Here is a 19,802-nt window from a genome sequence, read left to right on the forward strand (position 1 = left end):
GCCAGAAGCGATGCGGCGCAATCATCATGGCCGCACAACACTTCATGCAGGCCAGTCGTGGCAAGGCCGCCGATGCTGATATGATCGCGCAGGAATGTGCCACCAAAGGCACGCGCAATCACCCCGTCTGCCCGATCTGGCCCACCGGACAGACAGGAAACCTGAACCTTCCATTGCTGCTCGGCGCGGGCCAAAGCCGCGCGGGCCTGATGAATGCGTCTGTCTGACATGCTTGATTGTTCCTGTTTTGTTCTTTTTATGTGGTCAAAGCGGAACAGGAGTCAAGGCGTATCAAAGGGACTTCATTCAGATGTAGGGATATGTGGTTGAGGCAAAAGAAAACCTTCTGCCCTGAGGCAGAAGGTCGGAGAGGCTTTAATCTTTCACAGATGCATCGTGTCATGAGTTCCACAAGGTTTCTTAGGCCTTGCGCTCAGAGTTTATTGCCTTTCTGGAAAGCACCGAGAGGATAGAGTTTTCCGCCATCATCAACCGAGACGATCGTGCCGTCCGATTTTTTGTACATGGTGTAACATTCTGGATTGCCGCTATTCCATGCGGCGACGGTAAAGCACATCTGGTCATCTTCATTGACCATCCATGTGCCGTCTCCACCCTCGCCACTGTTCATTTTCCAAAGATACGTGCCATCAGGCGCATAATAGGACATGCCATTACCGCTAGCCCAGGCACGGGTGGTGTCATCAAGGGTAGAATGGATTTCCCAGCCGGTAAGTTTGGCTGCACCGTCCTCTGCCAGCATTTCAGTTGTCGTTTGGCAGGCAGCAAGAGATACCATCGCAGCCACACCAACAAACAGTTTGGATAATTTACCGATCATGGTCTTCCTCTATGTATGGTTTGCATCGCACAGCGGAGAGAAAGCCGGTGGCACCTTCGAAGTCGAAGATCATAAAACATCCCGTAAATCGCACGGGGAGTTTTAGTGAAAAGTCTTTCCTTCCCTGTCCCCCATCAGGATTGGTCCACCCTGGATGGATAATAAACCCTAAATTGATATATGTCGGTTGTCATACCCCGTACGGGGTATGAATTTCTGCGACGCCGATGAAATCAGGTGTCAGTTATGATCGGCAAATGGGCACTTAGCGCACGTCGAACCAGATCTGTTCGGGTTTGCGAGCCGGTCTTGTGCAAAATGGTCTTGATTTGTGTGCTGACCGTTGCCGGACTTGTTCCGCGTATTTCGGCAATTTCATCTGTTTTCGCGCCGTGAACCAACAATTCGGCAATGCTCATCTCGGTGGGGGTAAGTCCATAGACGGTTCCAAAAGCTTCTATGCGGATAACCGGATGATAAGCAGGATCATAGATTTTGACCAAGGCACCGGAAAAGAAACTGCCAGCCAATTCCATGTCCGTGTCACGCAAGGGCGAAACTTCGATACAAAACGGATCGTCACGCGTTAGCCGTTGAGCATTAAAGATGCTTTCGGTTTGGTTGTTATCGCCAATTGCCGAGGCACAGGCACCGCGAATGGCGCCAAGAAGTCTTGTTTGGGCATCGCTGTCAGAAAGGCGAATGCGTCCCTGTTGATCACGTTGCACGCCATTTTGCTGTGAGATAATCACTTCAGCAGAATCATTGGCGATCACGACGTGTCCCTGTTGATCAACAACAAAAACCGGCACTGCATATCGGTCAAGTACCTTTAGAACCGCGTGAAACTGGGACTTGAGCTGTTTGAATATATTGGCGAGTTTGACAGCCTGACTCATGAAGGGCAAATAGGCTGCAAAAGTTTGTCTTTGTGCTTCCGTGGCTTGTGGTTTGCCAATCGCAAATTGCAAGGTAAAGGTATTGAACCAGCTTCGATCTTCGTTGATGCGCGCGACAATTCTGTGATCAATGCCCATCATATCGCGCAGACCAACAAAATCTGGACGGTCGCGCAAGTTTGGCTCGTTCGGCCAAAGGTCGTGCTCAGTTAAAATGGCAAAACGATCACTGTCTCGGATGACGGGAATGCCGTCAGATTCATAGTTGGAAAATTTCGTGTTATAGGCATGGGACACTTCTGGCGTAAAAAGTGAGCTTCCCCATACCCCCTGAAACTTGTTGTCCCCCGCCATGTTTACGGAGACAACGGCACCTGAACGTGCCCCGCAATTGGTTGCAACCCGGTCCAGGAGTGATACCCAGCGACTCTCATCAATTGCTGCATCAAATAGCTCAGATGCAAGTTTACTATCAAACGTCATTCAACGATCCCCCGTTCGTATCGTTTGATCAATTATGTCTTATATAGGATGCATATTGGCGGATTTCAGGGGGTGTCGTGTATCTGCGGCGGGTCAAAAAAAACTCCGGCAAAGTGCCGGAGTTTAAATAATGTCGGGCCGCAATATGTGAACGCAGATCAGATTTCCGGGAACCACGCACCCAGAACACCGAATTCTTCAAGCTTGGAGACGATGATCTCTGCGGCTTCTTCGGCGCTTTGGTCTGCGGTGCTGACCACGATTTCGGCATTTTCGGGCCGCTCATAGGGGCTGTCGATCCCGGTGAAGTTTGCGATCTCGCCCGCACGGGCTTTTTTATAAAGGCCCTTCACATCGCGCTGTTCGCAGACTTCAAGCGGGGTGTCGATGAAGACTTCGATGAACTCGCCATCTTCGACAAGGCTGCGCGCCAACTGGCGTTCGCTTTTGAACGGCGAGATGAAGGACACCAGCGTGATCACGCCCGCATCGACAAACAGCTTGGCGGTTTCACCAACACGGCGGATGTTTTCCACCCGGTCCGCATCGGTAAAGCCAAGATCCTTGTTCAGGCCATGACGCACATTGTCACCATCAAGGGTGTAGGTGTGCTTGCCAAGGGCATGGAGCTTTTTCTCAACCAGGTTGGCAACGGTCGATTTGCCCGCACCTGACAGGCCGGTAAACCACAGAATGGCCGATTTCTGGCCTTTCTGATAGGCACGCGCCCCCTTGTTGATGTCCATTTCCTGCCATTTGATGTTGGTCGCACGACGCAGGGAATGGTTGACCATGCCCGCGCCAACAGTGGCGTTGGTATAGCGGTCAATGATGATGAAGCGGCCCGAATGACGGTTTTCGTCATAGGGATCAAATGCCAAGGCCTTGTCGGCCGAAATGTTGGCAATGCCAACTTCGTTGAGTTCAAGCGTTTTGCCCGGTTCATGTTCAAGCGTGTTGACATTGACCTTGTATTTCAGTGCGCTGATCTGCGCATTGGCAACCTGTGCGCCCATCTTGATCAGATAGGGGCGGCCAGGCAGAAGGTGATCTTCGTGCATCCAGATGATGCGGGCTTCGAACTGATCAGCGAAATCGGGTTTGGCTTTTTCTTCGGCGATCACATCGCCGCGCGAAATGTCGATTTCATCTTCAAGGGTCAGGGTGATCGCCTGACCGGCAATGGCAACATCCAGGTTGCCGTCAAAGGTAACGATCTCCTTGACCTTGCTGGTCTGGCCCGATGCGGTCACAACAATCTCGTCACCCGGTTTGACGCGGCCAGATGAAATGGTGCCCGAAAAGCCCCGGAAATCAAGGTTCGGACGGTTCACCCATTGAACGGGAAGTCTGAACGGCTTTTCAATCGCGTCCTGTTCGACCTGTACATCTTCCAGATGGGCCAGAAGCGTCGGGCCGGAATACCAGGGCGTATTCGCGCTCGGTTCGATCATGTTGTCGCCACGCAGGGCTGAAAGCGGGATCGCCGTGATCGAGCTATACTTCAACTGTTTGGCGAATTCCTGATACTCGGCAACGATCTGATCAAACTTGGATTGATCATAGTCGATCAGGTCCATCTTGTTGACCGCCAGCACCACATGCTTGATGCCCAGCAATGAGGTAATGAAGCTGTGGCGGCGGGTCTGGGTCAGAATGCCTTTGCGCGCGTCAATCAGGATGACGGCAACATCAGCAGTCGAGGCACCGGTCGCCATGTTGCGGGTATATTGTTCGTGGCCGGGGGTATCGGCGACGATGAATTTCCGCTTGTCGGTCGAGAAGAAGCGATAGGCAACATCAATGGTGATGCCCTGTTCGCGTTCAGCCTGCAGGCCATCGAGCAGCAAGGCAAAATCAATCTCGCCACCCTGGGTGCCAACCTTGCGACTATCTGATTCAAGGGCGGCCAGCTGGTCTTCAAAGATCAGTTTGGAATCCCAAAGCAGACGTCCGATCAGGGTCGATTTACCATCATCCACGCTGCCGCAGGTGATGAAACGCAGAAGGCTTTTTTCTTCCTGAGCCTTGAGGTAGCCGAGAATATCATCGGCGATCAAATCAGACTTGTGTGACATCAGAAATAGCCTTCCTGCTTCTTCTTCTCCATCGACCCGGCCTGGTCGTGGTCAATCATGCGGCCCTGACGTTCGCTTGAACGGGTCAGAAGCATTTCCTGAATAATCTCGGGCAGGGTGGCGGCCTCGGACTCAACCGCCCCTGTGAGCGGATAGCAGCCAAGGGTCCTGAACCGCACCGATTTCATTTCAGGCGTCTCACCGGGATTGAGCGGCATGCGGTCGTCATCGACCATGATCAGCATGCCGTCGCGTTCGACCACCGGGCGTTTGGCGGAATAATACAGCGGCACAATCGGGATCTGCTCGAGATAGATGTATTGCCAGATATCAAGCTCGGTCCAGTTCGAGATCGGGAAAGCACGGATGCTTTCGCCCTTGTTGATCCGGGCGTTATAGATATCCCACAGTTCCGGACGCTGGTTTTTCGGGTCCCAGCGGTGGGTCTCTGTGCGGAAGGAAAACACGCGTTCCTTGGCACGTGCCTTTTCCTCGTCACGGCGTGCACCGCCAAAGGCGGCATCGAACTTGTATTTGTTCAGCGCCTGTTTAAGCGATTCCGTCTTCATGACATCGGTATGCAGGCTGGAGCCATGGGTGAACGGGCCAATGCCGCGTTCCACACCGTCCTGATTGATATGGACAATCAGATCAAAGCCGTATTCAGCCGCCATCCGGTCGCGAAATTCGATCATTTCGCGGAATTTCCAGGTGGTGTCGACATGCATCAACGGGAAGGGGGGCGGGGCCGGGTAAAATGCCTTGCGCGCCAGATGCAGCAAAACTGATGAATCCTTGCCGATGGAATAAAGCATCACCGGCCGTTCAAACGATGCCGCCACCTCGCGGATGATGTGGATGCTCTCTGCCTCGAGCTGGCGGAGATGAGTCAGGTTGGGCTGCATTCTCTTTCCTGCCGATCAATCATAACTATGGCAATTAACACAATATTTTGTGTTTATAAAAGTATTTCACTTGCCTTTGATGGGTAATATGGAATGCCCCGCAACGCAAGTGTGATTTCCATTTTTACACAAAATTTTGTAGTCGAATAATTATCAACACTGATAATTGTGTTTAATTTGAAAAGTGCGGCACGGCAAGTTTATTTGCGCCCGCGGACTCTGTCTGTGCGACGAGTTTGGCAATGTCACGCCCCAAAGTTGCGCGGCAGGCATGCAGGATTGCGGCTTTTGGAACCAGTGTAATCGACGCAGGGTGGCGTCAGACTTTTTGCCCTGATTTCAAAAGGATGCTTCGCGGTGCGATTTGACTTCCGTAAGCCTACCTCTCTGTTTTTCACATCCATGTTTGCCGCAAGGCTTGCCGATCAGTTTCTTTTGTTTGTTGTGCCGCTGGTGGTCTACCAGACCACGCAAAGTGTTTCGCTCTCGGGCCTGGCTTATGCCGCCGAAACATTGCCGCGCGTATTGTTCTATCCCGTTTGCGGGGTTCTTTCAGATCGCTATTCGCCACTTCGGCTGATGCAGCTCAGCCAGATCGGGCGTGCTGTGATCTGTGTGCTGGGGCTGATTGGATTTGCCTTGTTTGACGGGCTTGGCTGGGTTGTGGGTATTTCTGCCATTTGCGGTCTTCTGACCACGCAGGGCTTCATGGCGCGCGAAGTGTTATTGCCGCAGATCTTTGCCCGTGCGCGGTTTGAGAAAATCCAGTCGGTTTCGCAAAGTGTCAATCAAGCGAGCATCGTTCTGGGTCCACTTCTTGCCGCCACCCTGTTTGCGATCAGCAACTGGCAAACCGTTGTCGTTGTCGCGGCTGTTCTGTTCGCAATTGCCGAACTATCGATGATGATCTGGCGCCATTTTAATCAAACACCGATTGCGGCAACGGATGAAAACCCGTCCTGGATCGCACCTTTTAAAACAGCGTTTTCACATCTGATTTCGTTGCCGGGGCTGAAGCGTGTGATCGCGCTGACCGCAAGCGTGAACCTTGTTTTTGGCATTACGCTTGCGACGTCGGCGGCCATGGTCACCGGGCTTCATGGCCAAAGCGAAGAACATTACGCCCTTTTGCAAACTGTCGGTGCGGCATTCACCATCATTGTATTGATGCTGGTTGGGGCGAGCCGCCTTTCGGTGGGGCGTATCGGGCTTATATCATTTGCCGGTGTCTTCCTTGGTGGCGTGCTGACGGCGATCAGTCCGGGTTACTGGCTTTATATGGTTGGCTTTGCTGTGGTGCTCGGATTTGACGGGATGTTTAACATCTATATCCGCACCGTCCGGCAAAAGATCATCCCGGCGCGCGATTATGGCAAGACGACTGGTGTGATCATTCTATTTAACAACATGACACAGCCAATCGCGGGGCTGCTTGTCGGGCTTACCGGCAGCTTGGCGCAGACCAGTTGGCTTATTCTTGTGCTCAGCCTTGTGATGCTGGTTTCGGGTCTTGTTTTGTCATTGCCGCGCTTTAACGTGCGCGCGGCTGAGTAGCATCAACACCAGATCTTACAAGGTCACGCATCCGAACAGCGGTGGAAGTTTTTCTTCTGCCGCTGTTCTGCCATGCGCAAACATCAGTGGTTGCTACTTTTGGCTTTATTTCGCATTCCGGCATTATGCTTGATTGGCGAATTTTTGGTAATTTTATTTCAAATTTTATGTTGGTATTGAAAAGAACTTGATTTTAGGGGGCGGGAAGCTCCATTTAAAGGACATGAATACTGACCTAATTGGAAGTTTGAAATGTCTGTAAGCTGGAATGACCTGATTGCGCGGGATGCGCGGGTGCTGGTGGCCTCGGAAATTCGTGATCTGTTGAAAGTGGCCGAGCGCCCGGAAGTGATTTCCTTTGCTGGTGGTGTGCCCGATCCCGATCTGTTTCCGGTCGATACATTCAGCGAGATTTATGGCGCGATGATGCAGGACGGCACGCAGGCGCGCCGCAGTCTGCAATATTCCGTTAGCGAGGGTCTGCCGGCCTTGCGCCAGTGGATTGTTGATGATCTGGCCGAACAGGGTGCTGCGCGCACGATTGATAATGTCCTGATCACCAATGGTGCACAACAGGGACTTGATATCCTGGCCCGCCTGCTGCTCGAAGAAGGGCGCGACCTGATTGTTGAAAAGCCAAGCTATCTTGGCGCGATGCAGGCCTTTTCAACCCGGTTGCCAAACTATGTCGGTGTCGATGCCGAAGAAGACGGCCCGGTGTTAAGTCAGCTGGAAGATGCCTTTGCCAATGGGGCACGTGTGGCCTATGTCGCCCCGGATTTCCAAAACCCGACCGGCCGGTCGTGGTCAGTTGCGCGGCGCAAGGCCGTTCTGGAACTGGCGCGCCGTTATGGTGCGGTGCTGCTTGAAGATGCGGCCTATAGCAAGTTGTCCTATAACGGGGCCGAAAGCCTGCCGTCACTGCTAAGCCTTGATGAACAGGGCAGCGACCCGGCGTCAGGCAATGTCATTCAGCTCGGCACATTTTCCAAAACGCTCGCGCCAGCCCTTCGCATCGGTTGGGTCTGTGCGCCGCGTCCGGTCATCGACAAACTGGTTTTGATGATGCAGGCCGGAAACCTGCATGTTTCCACAGTTAATCAGGAAGCCGCCCTGCGTGCTGCCAAGAAACTGTTCCCGGGACATCTTGAAAAACTGCGTGCGTCCTACCGCACAAAGCGTGATGGCATGCTGCAAACCCTGGCTGAAACCATGCCGGGTGATGTGTCCTGGACGAAGCCGGAAGGCGGCATGTTTGTCTGGTTGACCCTGCCCGAACACATCAATGCACGTCAGCTTCTTGAAGAGGCGCTTGAGGATGTTCACGTTGCCTTTGTGCCGGGGCAGGCTTTCTTTACCGATGGCAGTGGCAAGAATACAGCACGGCTCAGCTTCTCGACCGAGAAGGTGGACCGGATCAGGGACGGCATCACGCGTCTGGCCGATCTGATCAAGCGCAAGGATAATCAGTAAAAAAAGAACCCGGCAGCGGGTGGGGAATGCTGCCGGGTAAAGACCTGCTGTCGGGGGTATGAAGCAGGTCACGGGAGTTTGCATGGGTCAGGTCAGAGGTCAGGGTATGTGCATGGTCATGCCTGCCCCATCAGGGCGCGCAGCAGCAAGGATGCTGCGCCAAGGACGACAACCCCGCCGACATAAAGGCCGACAAACCATAGCCATCTGCGGGCTTTGCGGGAATTAAACACGGTCATCAGTGATACCCCTCATCCCCGGTCTTGCCGCGAAATACCCAATAGGCATAGGCGGTGTAAGCCAGAATGATCGGCAGCAGAACCACAGCCCCCACCAGCATGAAGGCAAGGCTGTTTTCCGGCGCGGCTGCATCGCGGAAGGTGATCATGGGTGGCACGATATTGGGATAAAGCGTGATCCCGAAGCCGACGTAACTGAGGAAAAAAATGCCAAGCGTGATGCCAAACACGGTTTTTTCACGCTTCTTGACGGCATGCCACAGCCAATAGAGCAACCCGACCGTCACAAGCGGGATCGGGGTGAGGTAAAGCATGTTTGGCAGTTCAAACCAGCGCTGGGCGTAGGCCGGGTTAACATAGGTCGTCATCAGCGACACCACGCCAAGATTGGCCGCCATCCAGATCACGGCTGGTTTGGCGAGCTTTCGCAGGTTGCCCTGAAAATCGCCTTCCATCTTCATGATCAGCCAGCCAGTACCGAGCAGGGCATAGCCCACCACAACCGCGGTTGCGCAGAACACCGAAAACGGGCTCAACCAATCAAACGCACCGCCAACAAAACGGCCGTTTTCAACGGCAATGCCTTCGATAAAGCCGCCCAGCATCGCGCCTTGCATCGCGGCTGCGATGATTGATCCGGCGGAAAAGGCAAAGTCCCAGTGTTTCTGGTGGTTCTTGCTTTTGAACCGGAACTCAAACGCCACACCACGGAAAACAAGCGCCAGCAGCATGGTAAAGACCGGAATATAAAACGCTGTCATCAGCAACGAATAGGCCTGCGGGAAGGCGGCATAGAGCCCACCCCCGCCCAGGATCAGCCAGGTTTCATTGCCATCCCACACCGGGGCGACGGTATTCATCATCCGGCCGCGATTTTTCGGGTTCTTGATGAACGGGAACAGGATGCCGATTCCAAGGTCAAAGCCATCCAGTGTGACATAGGCAAAGACGGCAACAGCAATCAGCAGAACCCAGATCAGTTGATAATCCATGATCATTCTCCTGCCACGGGCGGATGTGCGGCTGTTGATTGGCGACCACCGGCCCGCAAGATTTCGGTTTCTTCAGGGATGTGGGCGCTACGCGGGTCCTTGACCATGGCACGCAGGATATAGGCCGTGCCGACCCCGAACACGATGGCATAAACCACCACAAAGGCGATCAGCGATCCGGCAATGGCGGTCGGGGCGACGGGTGAGCCGGCCTCGGATGTGCGCATCAGGCCATAAACCACCCAGGGCTGGCGCCCGACTTCGGTGGTAAACCAGCCGGCCAGAATCGCAACAAAGCCACTTGGCCCCATCAAAAGGGCAAAGCGATGCAAATAGCCACAGCTATAAAGCTTCTTGCGCACCCGCGCGATGACGCTGGCAATACCCAGAAGTGCGATCAAAACACCCAGACCGACCATGATGCGGAACGTCCAGAACACAATTGCCGCATTCGGGCGATCTTCAGGGGCGAAGTCCTTAAGCCCGGTGATCTTGCCATCCCATTCATGGGTCAGGATCATCGAACCCAGTTTTGGGATTTCGAGTGCGTATTTGGTTTCCTCTTTTTCCATGTCGGGTATGCCAAACAGGATCAGGGGGGCACCTTCATACGTTTCGAAATGCCCTTCCATCGCGGCCACTTTGGCGGGCTGATGTTCAAGGGTATTAAGCCCGTGCAAATCGCCGGCAAAGATCTGGATCGGGCCAAGGATGGCCGCCATCCACATTGCCATGGAAAACATGATTTTCGCCGCCCGGTTTTCGCGATCACGCATCAGATGCCATGCGCCAACCGCCCCAACCACAAGGGCGGTGGTGAGGTAAGCCGCCAGCACCATATGAACCAGACGATACGGGAAGCTTGGATTGAAAATCGCATCGATCCAGCTGGAAACAACCGCCCGGCCATTTTCGATCACATAGCCGTCCGGTGTCTGCATCCAGCTGTTGGCCGACAAAATCCAGAAGGCGGAGAAAAGCGTTCCGATCGCAACCATGGTGGTAGCGGTAAAGTGGAGCTTCGGCCCGACACGGTTCAAGCCAAACAGCATGATGCCAAGGAAACCGGCCTCAAGGAAGAAGGCGCTCAGCACCTCATAGGCCAGAAGCGGGCCGATCACACCGCCGGTAAATTCGGAAAACGGTCCCCAGTTCGTGCCGAACTGATAGGACATGACAATCCCGGATACGACGCCCATGCCAAAGGCGAGGGCAAAGATCTTCATCCAGAATTTGTAAAGCGAAAGATAAGTCTCGTCCCTGGTGCGCAGCCACAGGGCTTCGAGCACAAACAGGAAACTCGCCAGTCCGATGGTAAAGGACGGGAAGATAATGTGGAACGAGACGGTAAAGGCAAACTGTATGCGCGCCAATAATTCTGCATCAAGCATTGGCAGGGTCCTCTAAGGTGGCGAAGCCTCTGGACAACTCTGCATCTTCCGCGACCGGAAGTGCCCTTTGACGGATGCATGTGTCGTTGGTGGGTGGCGCATGCACAGGTTGCCCTGTCAGACCGACCATTAGAACCGGTACCAAAATGCTGCATTGCGAATGCGCAATTTACACTTGGAATATTTTTAAATTAGATTGTTTTGATTTAGTCGCGCCCGTCCGAAAGGCAAAGCTTTTCCAGCGCCAGCGAACTTTGTGTTTGCTGGCGTTCCTTGTGGCGGAGCACCATAAATTTTCGCGGCGGGATCGGGAAGTTGGCACGTGCAATGCGGCCTTGCGCGATGAGCGAGCCGACAGCGAACTGTGAAACGGCGGTGGCGGCGATGCCGTTTTCAACCGCGGTAATGACGGCTTCGTTGCTGGGCAGGACAAGTGCGGTGCGCAGGCGCGCGGGATCAACGCCCAGATCGCGCAAGGCGGTTTCAAATTCCGATCGTGTGCCGGAGCCTGCTTCGCGCAGGATCCAGTTGGTCTGGGTGACAAGCGCCTGCGGGCTCAGCGCCCGGCCATTGGCCCACGGGTGTTTGGGTGACACAACGATCACGAGGGCGTCTTCGGCGACTTCGCGTTTGGCCAATGCCGGTTCATCAATATCGCCTTCGATAAAGCCGATATCGGCCGCCCCGCCGCGTACCGCATCGGACACGGTTTTGGTGTTGCCAATCGTCAGGCGGATTTCGATGCCGGGATACTGGTCATGGAATTTCATCAGGAAGGGTGGCAACCAGTAACTGGCAATCGTCTGACTGGCATAAACATTAAGCTCCCCGCGCTGCATGCCGCCCAGTTCAGCCAGCGTCAGTTCAGCGGCGCGTGCACGCGCCAGCGTTGATTTGGCTTCATCAAGGAACAGCCGCCCGGTCTGCGTCAGCTCGATCCGCCGTCCCACCCGGTTAAACAGCGCCACACCATAAAAGCCTTCAAGGTTCTTGATCGCGGAGCTGACGGCCGATGGCGTCAGGCCAATTGCCTCGGCCGCGCGGGTCAGGTGTTCGCGTTCGGCAACTGCGACAAAGATCTGTAGCTGTTCAAGTGTCATCATGGCGTTGGCGCTTTGCTGTTTGTAATGGCGTCTTTCCCGCGGCGGCGGGAAACTTTTGAACGAGAGGTTCCAGATTCCGGCTCGGCGCGATGCGCCGTCCGGAATGACGGAGGGGTGTTCTGATAAGCCACACCTTAACTGTTCAATTTAATCGAATGAAATATGAATTTTTATTCGATGGAAGTAAATGGTTAGGCGTGAGATTTTCTGCCTGTGATCAAAACACAGGAAAACCATGTTTTTTAACGCCCACCTCAAACCGATCCTGCCCGGACTTGCTGTGACCCTTTTGGTCGCACTTGCCGCCAAGCTGGCCGAGCATGCCGAGCGTATGTTGTTCGGGCGTGGCTGGGTGGAAAGTCTGGTTTTTGCCATTCTGATCGGCGTGGTGGTGCGGTCTTTGTTCGGGTTGGCGCCGCGTTATTTTGCCGGGGTTCGGTTTTGCGCCAAGACGGTGCTTGAAATCGCCATTGTGTTGCTGGGGGCGTCGATCAGCGCGCAGGCTATCGGGTCGGCCGGGGGCGGGCTGGTCGCGGCCATCATCGCGGTGGTCTGTATCAGCCTGTTTGTCAGCTATCACATCGGGCGCGCGCTGGGTCTTTCCAACCATCTTTCGATGCTGGTGGCGTGCGGCAATTCGATCTGTGGCAATTCGGCAATTGCAGCAACCGCGCCGGTGATTGAAGCGCAATCAGATGATGTGGCGGCCTCGATCTCGTTCACGGCGGTTTTGGGTGTGCTGTTTGTTTTTGTCCTGCCGATGCTTCATGCCGGGCTTGGATTATCGGCAACCCAATATGGTATTTTTTCCGGCCTTACCGTTTATGCCGTGCCACAGGTTCTGGCAGCAACCGCCCCGGCCGGCACCCTTGCGGTGCAGGTTGGTACACTGGTCAAGCTGATCCGGGTTTTGATGCTGGGGCCGGTGATCTTTGGTCTGGCTGTGATTGGCGGGCGGGCGCGCGAGACGAAGCTTCCGATTGCGCAAGTTGTGCCATGGTTCATCATCGGCTTTATCGCCATGATGGCGGCCTGTTCGTTCGATCTGATCCCGGATGTTGCGCGCGCGCCGATCAAGACGACTTCGTCATTCCTGACCATCCTTGCCATGGCGGCACTTGGGTTAAGTGTCGATATCCGCAATGTCCTGCATGTCGGCGGGCGGGTGGTGATTGCAGCGCTGTTGTCGCTGACCTTTCTATGTGCGTTATCCGGCGTTGTTCTGGTGGTGCTTGCCCAAGGGAACTAAGCGAACCACGGGAACAAAAAAGCCTGCTGCCAGAATGGGGGGCAGCAGGCAGGTGGAAGAAGCCTTGCATTGTGGGAAATGAGACGGCCTCTTCGCGCGTTTCGCTGGGGGGAGGAAAGCACCGTGGGAGACGGTGCAGGTAAACGAAACGCAAAGGGGTGGGGTACGATCCCGTCTTGCTTTGGTTGTTGGTTATTTTCTTACGCGATGGGGTGTGTCTCCTCGAATGCTTCAAGGGATTTCCATTCATCGTCGCTAAAGATGCGTGATCGGGTCAGAAAGCGTTTGCCTTCTGGTCCTTCAAGCGAAAACATGCCGCCGCGCCCATCGACCACATCAATGATCAGTTGGGTATGGCGCCAATATTCGAACTGTGCGCGCCCGATATAGAACGGACTACCTTCAATCTCGCCGAGCAGCACATCCTGATCACCGGTTTTGAACTCTCCATCCGGAAAGCACATCGGCGCACTGCCATCGCAGCAGCCCCCGGACTGATGAAACATCACCGGCCCGTGGATATCTTTTAGCTTCCTGATCAGTTCAATTGCGGCATCTGTCGCAACCACCCTGGCAGGCGCGTTTTCTGATCCAGTCAATGTCACCTCCTTCTTTGCAAAAGGCGACCGGACGCAAGGTTGGCCTCGCGTCCGGTTGTGAAAATCATTGGATCAGAAGAAGCCCATCGGTTTCGGATCATAGGAAACCAGAAGGTTCTTCGTCTGCTGATAGTGGTTGAGCATCATCTTGTGGTTTTCACGCCCGATGCCCGATTGCTTGTAGCCGCCAAAGGCCGCATGCGCCGGATAGAGGTGATAGCAGTTGGTCCAGACACGACCAGCCTTGATTTCGCGGCCAAAGCGATAGGACCGGTTGGCATCACGCGTCCAGACACCAGCCCCAAGGCCATACAGCGTGTCATTGGCGATATGAAGGGCCTCGGCATCGTCCTTGAACGTGGTGGCCGATACGACCGGGCCAAAGATTTCCTCCTGGAAAATCCGCATGCGGTTGTGACCCTTGAATATGGTCGGCTGGATATAGAAACCATCGGAAAGGTCACCGCCCAGATCAGCCTTGTCACCGCCACACAGGACTTCGGCGCCTTCCTGTTTGCCGATATCCAGATAGGACATGATTTTTTCCATCTGCTCGGTCGAGGCCTGCGCACCCATCATGGTGTCGGTATCAAGCGGGTTGCCCTGTTTGATGCTGGCAACGCGCGACAGAACACCATCCATGAACTTGTCATAGATGCTTTCCTGAATGATCGCGCGCGACGGGCAGGTGCAAACCTCACCCTGGTTCAGGGCAAACATCGCCATGCCTTCGGCGGCTTTCTGACGGAAATCATCATCAGCGGCCATGATGTCTTCAAAGAAGATGTTCGGTGATTTGCCGCCAAGCTCCAAGGTGACCGGAATGATGTTTTCCGATGCATACTGCATGATCAGGCGGCCCGTGGTGGTTTCACCGGTAAAGGCGACCTTCGCAACACGGTTGCTTTGTGCCAGCGGCTTGCCGGCTTCCACACCAAAGCCCTGCACAACGTTGACGACGCCTGCCGGGATCAGATCGGAAATCAGTTCCAGCAGAACACAGATCGATGCCGGGGTCTGTTCGGCCGGTTTCAGAACGATGCAGTTGCCTGCAGCAAGGGCCGGGGCCAGTTTCCAGACCGCCATCAGGATCGGGAAATTCCATGGAATGATCTGGCCGACCACGCCAAGTGGCTCGTGGAAGTGGTAGGCAACCGTGTTGTCGTCAATCTCGCCAAGCGAGCCTTCCTGTGCACGAATGGCACCGGCAAAATAGCGGAAATGGTCAATCGCAAGCGGAATGTCAGCTGCCAGTGTTTCACGCACTGCCTTGCCGTTATCCCAGGTTTCGGCGACTGCCAGCATTTCAAGATTGGCTTCCATACGGTCGGCAATCTTGTTGAGCATGTTGGCACGTTCCGTGACCGAGGTCTTGCCCCAGGCCGGGAAAGCAGCATGGGCGGCATCAAGCGCCTTTTCGATATCTTCGCTGCTTGAACGCGCAATTTCGCAGAACGGCTTGCCATTTACGGGCGAGACATTTTCAAAATACTGACCCTTGGCAGGGGCGACCCATTCACCGCCGATGAAGTTTTCATAGCGGCCTTTGAAGCTGACCGGGCTGCCTGCGTCATTTGGATTCTTGTAGATCATTTGGGTTCCTCCGAGATAACGGGCGATTTTTCACCCGCATTTTTTGATTGTGACGCTGCCGTATCCGCAAAGGTCATGCCACTTGGCAGATCTCATGGCCATTTGACGAAAAAGAACGCGTTTTCAGGCCATTGAGCGCTATGCGTTTGAAGAGAGGTTCTGTGTCATCCGCCCCATTGGAACAGTGCGTGTGGCACAAATTGTTCCAAAAATGGAACACTCATGGTTTTGCCGGAATTGGGGTGTGAAACTGTTTGGCGTGGGGTGGTTTAAGTGTGCTACGATTGATGCTGTGATCGGCTGTGGCAAAAGCCACGCACCGGAAAATCCGGGCCAAAACACCGACACAAGGGAGATAGCGTCTATGTCAGGAAACCTTCCCGGCGGACGGATAGAAGCAGCCCTTCAGCTCAGCGGTGGGGCGCAAAATCGTGCGGTGCTTGAAAGCTGGCAAAGGTGTGAAGAACGCTTTGGCCTGGCTCATGACACCTTGCGCCGTCCCGAAGTCATACCCGAAAGCCAGACCCGGCAATTGCGTGATCGCAACGGGCGGCTTTACCACCATGCCCACGATCTGGTGCGTACCCTTTATCGCAAGATTGATGCATCGGGCTATGCGGTGTTTCTGACCGACAATAGCGGCGTGATCCTTGACAGTGTCGCGGCACATTCCCTGTTGCCGTCATTTCGCACCAACGGACTTCTGCCCGGTGCGGTCTGGAGCGAGGAACGCGAAGGCACCAATGGCATTGGCACCTGTATTGTCGAAGGGCAACCAATCACCATCCACAAGGACGAACATTTTCTTGCCCAGCATTCGGTTCTGACCTGCACCGCGGCCCCGGTGTTTGATCCCGATGGCAAGGTGTGTTCGGTGCTGGATGTGTCAGCCGTGCGCGAAGATATCAAACGCCCTGATTGCCTGCGTGTGCGCGGCATGGTGGCCGATTATGCCGATGCGCTTGAGCGTATCCTGTTCTTTGATGAACGCGCCGGGGATGTGATCTTGCACCTGCATCCCGATGCCCGGCATGTCGGTTCTACCCGCGATGCGATGATTTCAATTGCGTCTGACGGCACAATGAGCGGGGCGACCTCGACCGCGCGGCGTATTCTGTCTGCGGCTAACAATTCCACCGACATTTCCGAAATGTTCGAGATGGATGTTGAAAACCTTGTCGCCAAGCTGGCAACGCCGGAGGGGCAGGGCGCGTCGGCAACGCCGCTTAATATCGCAGGTGGCGGTGTTTTGTTTGGCAGTGTCACCATTCCCCAGCGTATGCGTCGCCGCTATGTCGGTCGTTCGACCCCGGTTGCGCGCAAGGCCCCATCGCTGCCCGCGCGTTCCGCTGCCGACATCCCCGACAAGGACGCAGCCCTTCGGCGCATCTTTGAAATCGGTACGCGTCTGCACGCCAAGGACATCAATGTTCTGATGTCGGGGGAAACCGGCAGCGGCAAGGAATACCTGGCCCGCCATATTCATGAAGCGACCCTTGGTAAATCAAAGGCCTTTGTTGCGATCAACTGTGCCGCCTTGCCCGAAGGTTTGATTGAGAACGAATTGTTCGGTCATGCCGGTGGTGCCTTTACCGGGTCTGCGCGCGACGGGTTTGGTGGCCGCATCCGCGAGGCCAATGGCGGCACGCTGTTTCTTGATGAAATCGGCGACATGCCGCTGGCTGCACAGGGGCGTTTGCTGCGTGTCCTTGAAAGCCGCACGGTCGAGCCGCTTGGCAGCACGAAATCGGTACCGGTCGATTTCCGCCTGATCTGTGCCAGCAATGTTGACCTTAACGCGGCGGTGGCCGGGGGGAAATTCCGTGAAGACCTTTTGTATCGCATCAAGGGCGCGCGCCTTGCCGTGCCGCCTTTGCGCGAACGAAGCGATCTTGTCGATCTGATCGGGCGGCTTTTGGCGGTTTTGTCAGACGACTATGTTCAGTGCGAAGACGATGTTCTTTCTCTTTTGACCCGTCATGGCTGGCCGGGCAATGTCCGCGAACTGATCAATGTTTTGCAATATGCCGCGGTCTTTGCCGAAGACGGCGTGATTGAACGTCATCATCTGCCTGACGATTTCCACGCGACACAGACCAACGAAACACCATCGCCACGCCAAACCATGGAGCGCGCCGAGGCCGATGCGCTGCGTCAGCTGCTTCGTGATCACCAATGGCATATCAGCAACACCGCCAAGGCGCTTGGTATCGGGCGCAACACGCTTTATCGCCGGATGGCGCGCCTTGGGATTGAACGGCGCTGATTGGTCAAAAAGGGCTTTAGACCGATTTTGCGAATGTTTTCATTGTAGGGCACACCGTTATTGTTTTAAGTAACGGCAGGGCTTTACAGGATATTTTCATGTGTGGAATTGCCGGTCTATGGCTGTCTGAACAAGCTGATGCAACGGGCTTGGGCGATCGTGTATCGCGCATGAATGATGCGCTGTATCACCGTGGGCCGGATGGCGGTGATGTCTGGGTGGATGATGAAGGTGGACTGGCCCTTGGGCAGCGCCGCCTTGCCATCATTGATCTTTCCGATGCCGGAAAGCAGCCGATGCATTCCGCCAATGGCCGTTATGTCATGGTCTATAACGGCGAAATCTATAACGCCCCGGAACTGCGCGAAAAGCTGGCCTCGGCCAACATTACCTGGCGCGGCCATTCCGATACCGAAGTCATCCTTGAATGCATTGCCCATTGGGGCCTGCGCGATACCATCAAGCGCCTGATTGGCATGTTTGCCATCGCCCTTTGGGATCGGCAGAAAAAGAAGCTGTTCCTTGTACGTGATCGGCTGGGCATCAAACCGCTTTACTGGTCGCGCTATGACGGCCATATCGGCTTTGCGTCCGAGGTCAAGGGATTGCTGGCAGGTGATGCGATCTCGCGCGAGGTCAATCAGACCGGACTTGATGCCTATTTGCGCTTTGGCTACGTACCCTCCGGGCTTTCGATTTATGCGCACGCCAAGATGCTCAAGCCGGGGCATATCCTTGAAATTTCATCACATGATCAGGCGACCGAGACCGGATATTGGTCGGTCGAGGATGCGGTGCTTAACGGGCAGACGCATGCCTGGAGCGGCGATGATCAAAGTGCGATTGACGCGCTTGAAGATTTGCTGCGCGATGCGGTTCAACGCCGGATGGTGGCCGATGTGCCGTTGGGTGCGTTCCTTTCGGGCGGGATTGATTCATCAACCGTCGTTGCCCTGATGCAGTCTGTTTCAGACCGGCCGGTCAAAACATTTTCCGTCGGCTTTGAGGACGAGGCCTTTAACGAGGCCGCCTTTGCCGGTGAAGTCGCCAGGCACCTGAAGACCGATCATACCGAGCTTTACGTGACGCCCAAGGATGCGCTTGATCTGGTGCCGAAGCTTTCGGAAACCTATGACGAGCCGTTCTTTGACAGTTCTGCCATTCCGACCTATCTGATCTCTGCCCTGACGCGCAAGCACGTCACGGTCGCCCTTTCCGGCGATGGCGGCGATGAAACCTTTGGCGGCTATAACCGCTATTTGTGGGCCAAGCAGTTAAGCGCCGCGGCTGGCAGTATTCCATTTGGCAGCGGGCTTGTTTCGCGTGGCCTTACAATGCTTTCGCCTGACCATTGGGACAAGCTTTTTGGCCTGATGCCGGGCAAGAAATCGACCAGCGCGATTGGCGATAAAATTCACAAGGCCGCACCACTTCTGGCGATCCGCGATGATATTGATCGTTATCATGCACTGATTTCGCTGTTTGATCCTGACAAGCTGCGCGGCAAGCACGCATCAAGCAAAAAATTCCGCGTGCCGGGCGAGAAGTTCTGTCGCAACCGTCATCTGGATTATGTGTCCTCCATGCAGGCCATGGATACGATGATGTATATGGTCGATGATGTTCTGACCAAGGTGGATCGGGCATCGATGGCCAATTCGCTTGAAGTGCGCGTGCCCTTCATTGATCACCGCGTGATCGAGTTTGGCTGGCGTTTGCCAGCACGGCTCAAGATGAATGGATCGGTCGGCAAATATGCCCTGCGCCAGATCCTGTATAAATATGTTCCGCGTGAAATGATTGACCGGCCAAAAACCGGCTTCGGTGTGCCGCTGGCGCAATGGCTGCGTGGGCCGCTCAATGAATGGATGGGGGACCATCTGGCCAATGAAGCGCTTTATACCGACTTCGGTCTGGATCGTCGCCAGATCGAAAAGCTCCGGTCCGAGCATATGTCGGGCAAACGCAATTGGGGCCATCAGCTTTGGACGATTGCCATGCTGTCTGACTGGCAGCAACGCTGGCTGACCTGATCGAACGGCACTGTTCCCGGGATTTTTGGCACATTTGATCTTTCATGACCCCGTCTGGTCTTCAGGCGGGGTTTTCATTTTCGTTCACGAATGAACGTTTTCTT

At 54.8% G+C, this 19,802-nt stretch carries 15 protein-coding genes and 1 pseudogene; 5 read left to right on the plus strand and 11 right to left on the minus strand.

Annotated elements, in window-relative coordinates:
* From B2R48_RS01840 to cysD, 5 genes and pseudogenes are all read right to left on the minus strand, one after another.
* Positions 1–230 (minus strand): annotated as a pseudogene (locus B2R48_RS01840) (protein ImuA); the annotation flags it as partial.
* Between the two features lie 203 nt (positions 231–433).
* A complete protein-coding gene (locus B2R48_RS01845; RefSeq protein ID WP_213474362.1) occupies positions 434–841 on the minus strand; it encodes a DUF995 domain-containing protein in 408 nt (135 codons plus the stop codon).
* Positions 842–1,074: 233 nt separating this feature from the next.
* Positions 1,075–2,223, minus strand: a complete 1,149-nt coding sequence (locus B2R48_RS01850) for a helix-turn-helix transcriptional regulator (RefSeq protein ID WP_296997098.1) — start codon at positions 2,221–2,223, stop codon at positions 1,075–1,077.
* A 158-nt stretch (positions 2,224–2,381) separates the two neighbouring features.
* A complete protein-coding gene (cysN, locus tag B2R48_RS01855; protein ID WP_296997099.1) occupies positions 2,382–4,301 on the minus strand; it encodes a sulfate adenylyltransferase subunit CysN in 1,920 nt (639 codons plus the stop codon).
* Positions 4,301–5,206: a sulfate adenylyltransferase subunit CysD gene (gene cysD, locus B2R48_RS01860; protein WP_197147131.1), complete on the minus strand. Its 906-nt coding sequence runs from the start codon at positions 5,204–5,206 to the stop codon at positions 4,301–4,303. The genes cysN and cysD overlap by 1 nt, the downstream gene beginning before the upstream one ends.
* Before the next feature lie 357 nt (positions 5,207–5,563).
* Between cysD and B2R48_RS01865 the strand changes: the two genes are divergently transcribed.
* Both B2R48_RS01865 and B2R48_RS01870 read left to right on the plus strand, forming a co-directional pair.
* Entirely contained in the window at positions 5,564–6,760 is a 1,197-nt protein-coding gene (locus tag B2R48_RS01865; RefSeq protein ID WP_296997100.1) for an MFS transporter, read from the plus strand.
* Positions 6,761–7,012: 252 nt separating this feature from the next.
* Positions 7,013–8,233 carry a PLP-dependent aminotransferase family protein gene (locus tag B2R48_RS01870; RefSeq protein WP_296997101.1) on the plus strand — a complete coding sequence of 407 codons (1,221 nt, stop codon included), beginning with the start codon at positions 7,013–7,015 and terminating at the stop codon, positions 8,231–8,233.
* Positions 8,234–8,349: 116 nt separating this feature from the next.
* Here the strand turns inward: B2R48_RS01870 and B2R48_RS01875 are convergent, their stop codons facing one another.
* The 4 genes from B2R48_RS01875 to B2R48_RS01890 form a co-directional block, all read right to left on the minus strand.
* Entirely contained in the window at positions 8,350–8,472 is a 123-nt protein-coding gene (locus B2R48_RS01875) for a hypothetical protein (protein ID WP_296997102.1), read from the minus strand.
* Positions 8,472–9,470 (minus strand): cytochrome d ubiquinol oxidase subunit II, encoded by a 999-nt coding sequence (cydB, locus tag B2R48_RS01880; protein ID WP_296997104.1) that lies wholly within the window; start codon positions 9,468–9,470, stop codon positions 8,472–8,474. The genes B2R48_RS01875 and cydB overlap by 1 nt, the downstream gene beginning before the upstream one ends.
* Positions 9,467–10,855 carry a cytochrome ubiquinol oxidase subunit I gene (locus tag B2R48_RS01885; RefSeq protein WP_296997106.1) on the minus strand — a complete coding sequence of 463 codons (1,389 nt, stop codon included), beginning with the start codon at positions 10,853–10,855 and terminating at the stop codon, positions 9,467–9,469. The genes cydB and B2R48_RS01885 overlap by 4 nt, the downstream gene beginning before the upstream one ends.
* A gap of 206 nt (positions 10,856–11,061) precedes the next feature.
* Positions 11,062–11,958 (minus strand): LysR substrate-binding domain-containing protein, encoded by an 897-nt coding sequence (locus B2R48_RS01890; RefSeq protein WP_348657921.1) that lies wholly within the window; start codon positions 11,956–11,958, stop codon positions 11,062–11,064.
* Positions 11,959–12,193: 235 nt separating this feature from the next.
* On the opposite strand from B2R48_RS01890, the gene B2R48_RS01895 reads away from it, so the two are divergent.
* Entirely contained in the window at positions 12,194–13,207 is a 1,014-nt protein-coding gene (locus B2R48_RS01895; RefSeq protein ID WP_296997107.1) for a YeiH family protein, read from the plus strand.
* Positions 13,208–13,407: 200 nt separating this feature from the next.
* On the opposite strand, the gene B2R48_RS01900 is transcribed toward B2R48_RS01895, so the two are convergent.
* Positions 13,408–13,806, minus strand: a complete 399-nt coding sequence (locus B2R48_RS01900; RefSeq protein ID WP_062957602.1) for a DUF779 domain-containing protein — start codon at positions 13,804–13,806, stop codon at positions 13,408–13,410.
* A gap of 72 nt (positions 13,807–13,878) precedes the next feature.
* Complete coding sequence (gene adh, locus B2R48_RS01905) at positions 13,879–15,399, minus strand: aldehyde dehydrogenase (protein WP_296997110.1); 1,521 nt, start codon at positions 15,397–15,399, stop codon at positions 13,879–13,881.
* Positions 15,400–15,763: 364 nt separating this feature from the next.
* Between adh and B2R48_RS01910 the strand changes: the two genes are divergently transcribed.
* On the plus strand, positions 15,764–17,665 hold the full coding sequence (locus tag B2R48_RS01910; protein WP_296997112.1) for a sigma-54-dependent Fis family transcriptional regulator: 1,902 nt from the start codon (positions 15,764–15,766) through the stop codon (positions 17,663–17,665).
* 98 nt (positions 17,666–17,763) lie between these two features.
* Positions 17,764–19,698, plus strand: a complete 1,935-nt coding sequence (gene asnB, locus B2R48_RS01915) for an asparagine synthase (glutamine-hydrolyzing) (RefSeq protein ID WP_296997113.1) — start codon at positions 17,764–17,766, stop codon at positions 19,696–19,698.
* Positions 19,699–19,802: the final 104 nt, after the last annotated feature.

The sequence above is a fragment of the Thalassospira sp. UBA848 genome (genome assembly GCF_002295455.1).
GTDB lineage: Bacteria > Pseudomonadota > Alphaproteobacteria > Rhodospirillales > Thalassospiraceae > Thalassospira.

Excerpts from the sequence above, each read along its gene's own strand:
- cysN (WP_296997099.1), bottom strand. The coding sequence starts at position 4,301 with ATGTCACACAAGTCTGATTTGATCGCCGATGATATTCTCGGCTACCTC.
- asnB (WP_296997113.1), top strand. The coding sequence starts at position 17,764 with ATGTGTGGAATTGCCGGTCTATGGCTGTCTGAACAAGCTGATGCAACG.
- B2R48_RS01850 (WP_296997098.1), bottom strand. The coding sequence starts at position 2,223 with ATGACGTTTGATAGTAAACTTGCATCTGAGCTATTTGATGCAGCAATT.
- B2R48_RS01875 (WP_296997102.1), bottom strand. The coding sequence starts at position 8,472 with ATGACCGTGTTTAATTCCCGCAAAGCCCGCAGATGGCTATGGTTTGTC.
- B2R48_RS01910 (WP_296997112.1), top strand. The coding sequence starts at position 15,764 with ATGTCAGGAAACCTTCCCGGCGGACGGATAGAAGCAGCCCTTCAGCTC.
- cydB (WP_296997104.1), bottom strand. The coding sequence starts at position 9,470 with ATGATCATGGATTATCAACTGATCTGGGTTCTGCTGATTGCTGTTGCC.
- adh (WP_296997110.1), bottom strand. The coding sequence starts at position 15,399 with ATGATCTACAAGAATCCAAATGACGCAGGCAGCCCGGTCAGCTTCAAA.
- cysD (WP_197147131.1), bottom strand. The coding sequence starts at position 5,206 with ATGCAGCCCAACCTGACTCATCTCCGCCAGCTCGAGGCAGAGAGCATC.
- B2R48_RS01890 (WP_348657921.1), bottom strand. The coding sequence starts at position 11,958 with ATGATGACACTTGAACAGCTACAGATCTTTGTCGCAGTTGCCGAACGC.
- B2R48_RS01885 (WP_296997106.1), bottom strand. The coding sequence starts at position 10,855 with ATGCTTGATGCAGAATTATTGGCGCGCATACAGTTTGCCTTTACCGTC.
- B2R48_RS01870 (WP_296997101.1), top strand. The coding sequence starts at position 7,013 with ATGTCTGTAAGCTGGAATGACCTGATTGCGCGGGATGCGCGGGTGCTG.
- B2R48_RS01895 (WP_296997107.1), top strand. The coding sequence starts at position 12,194 with ATGTTTTTTAACGCCCACCTCAAACCGATCCTGCCCGGACTTGCTGTG.
- B2R48_RS01845 (WP_213474362.1), bottom strand. The coding sequence starts at position 841 with ATGATCGGTAAATTATCCAAACTGTTTGTTGGTGTGGCTGCGATGGTA.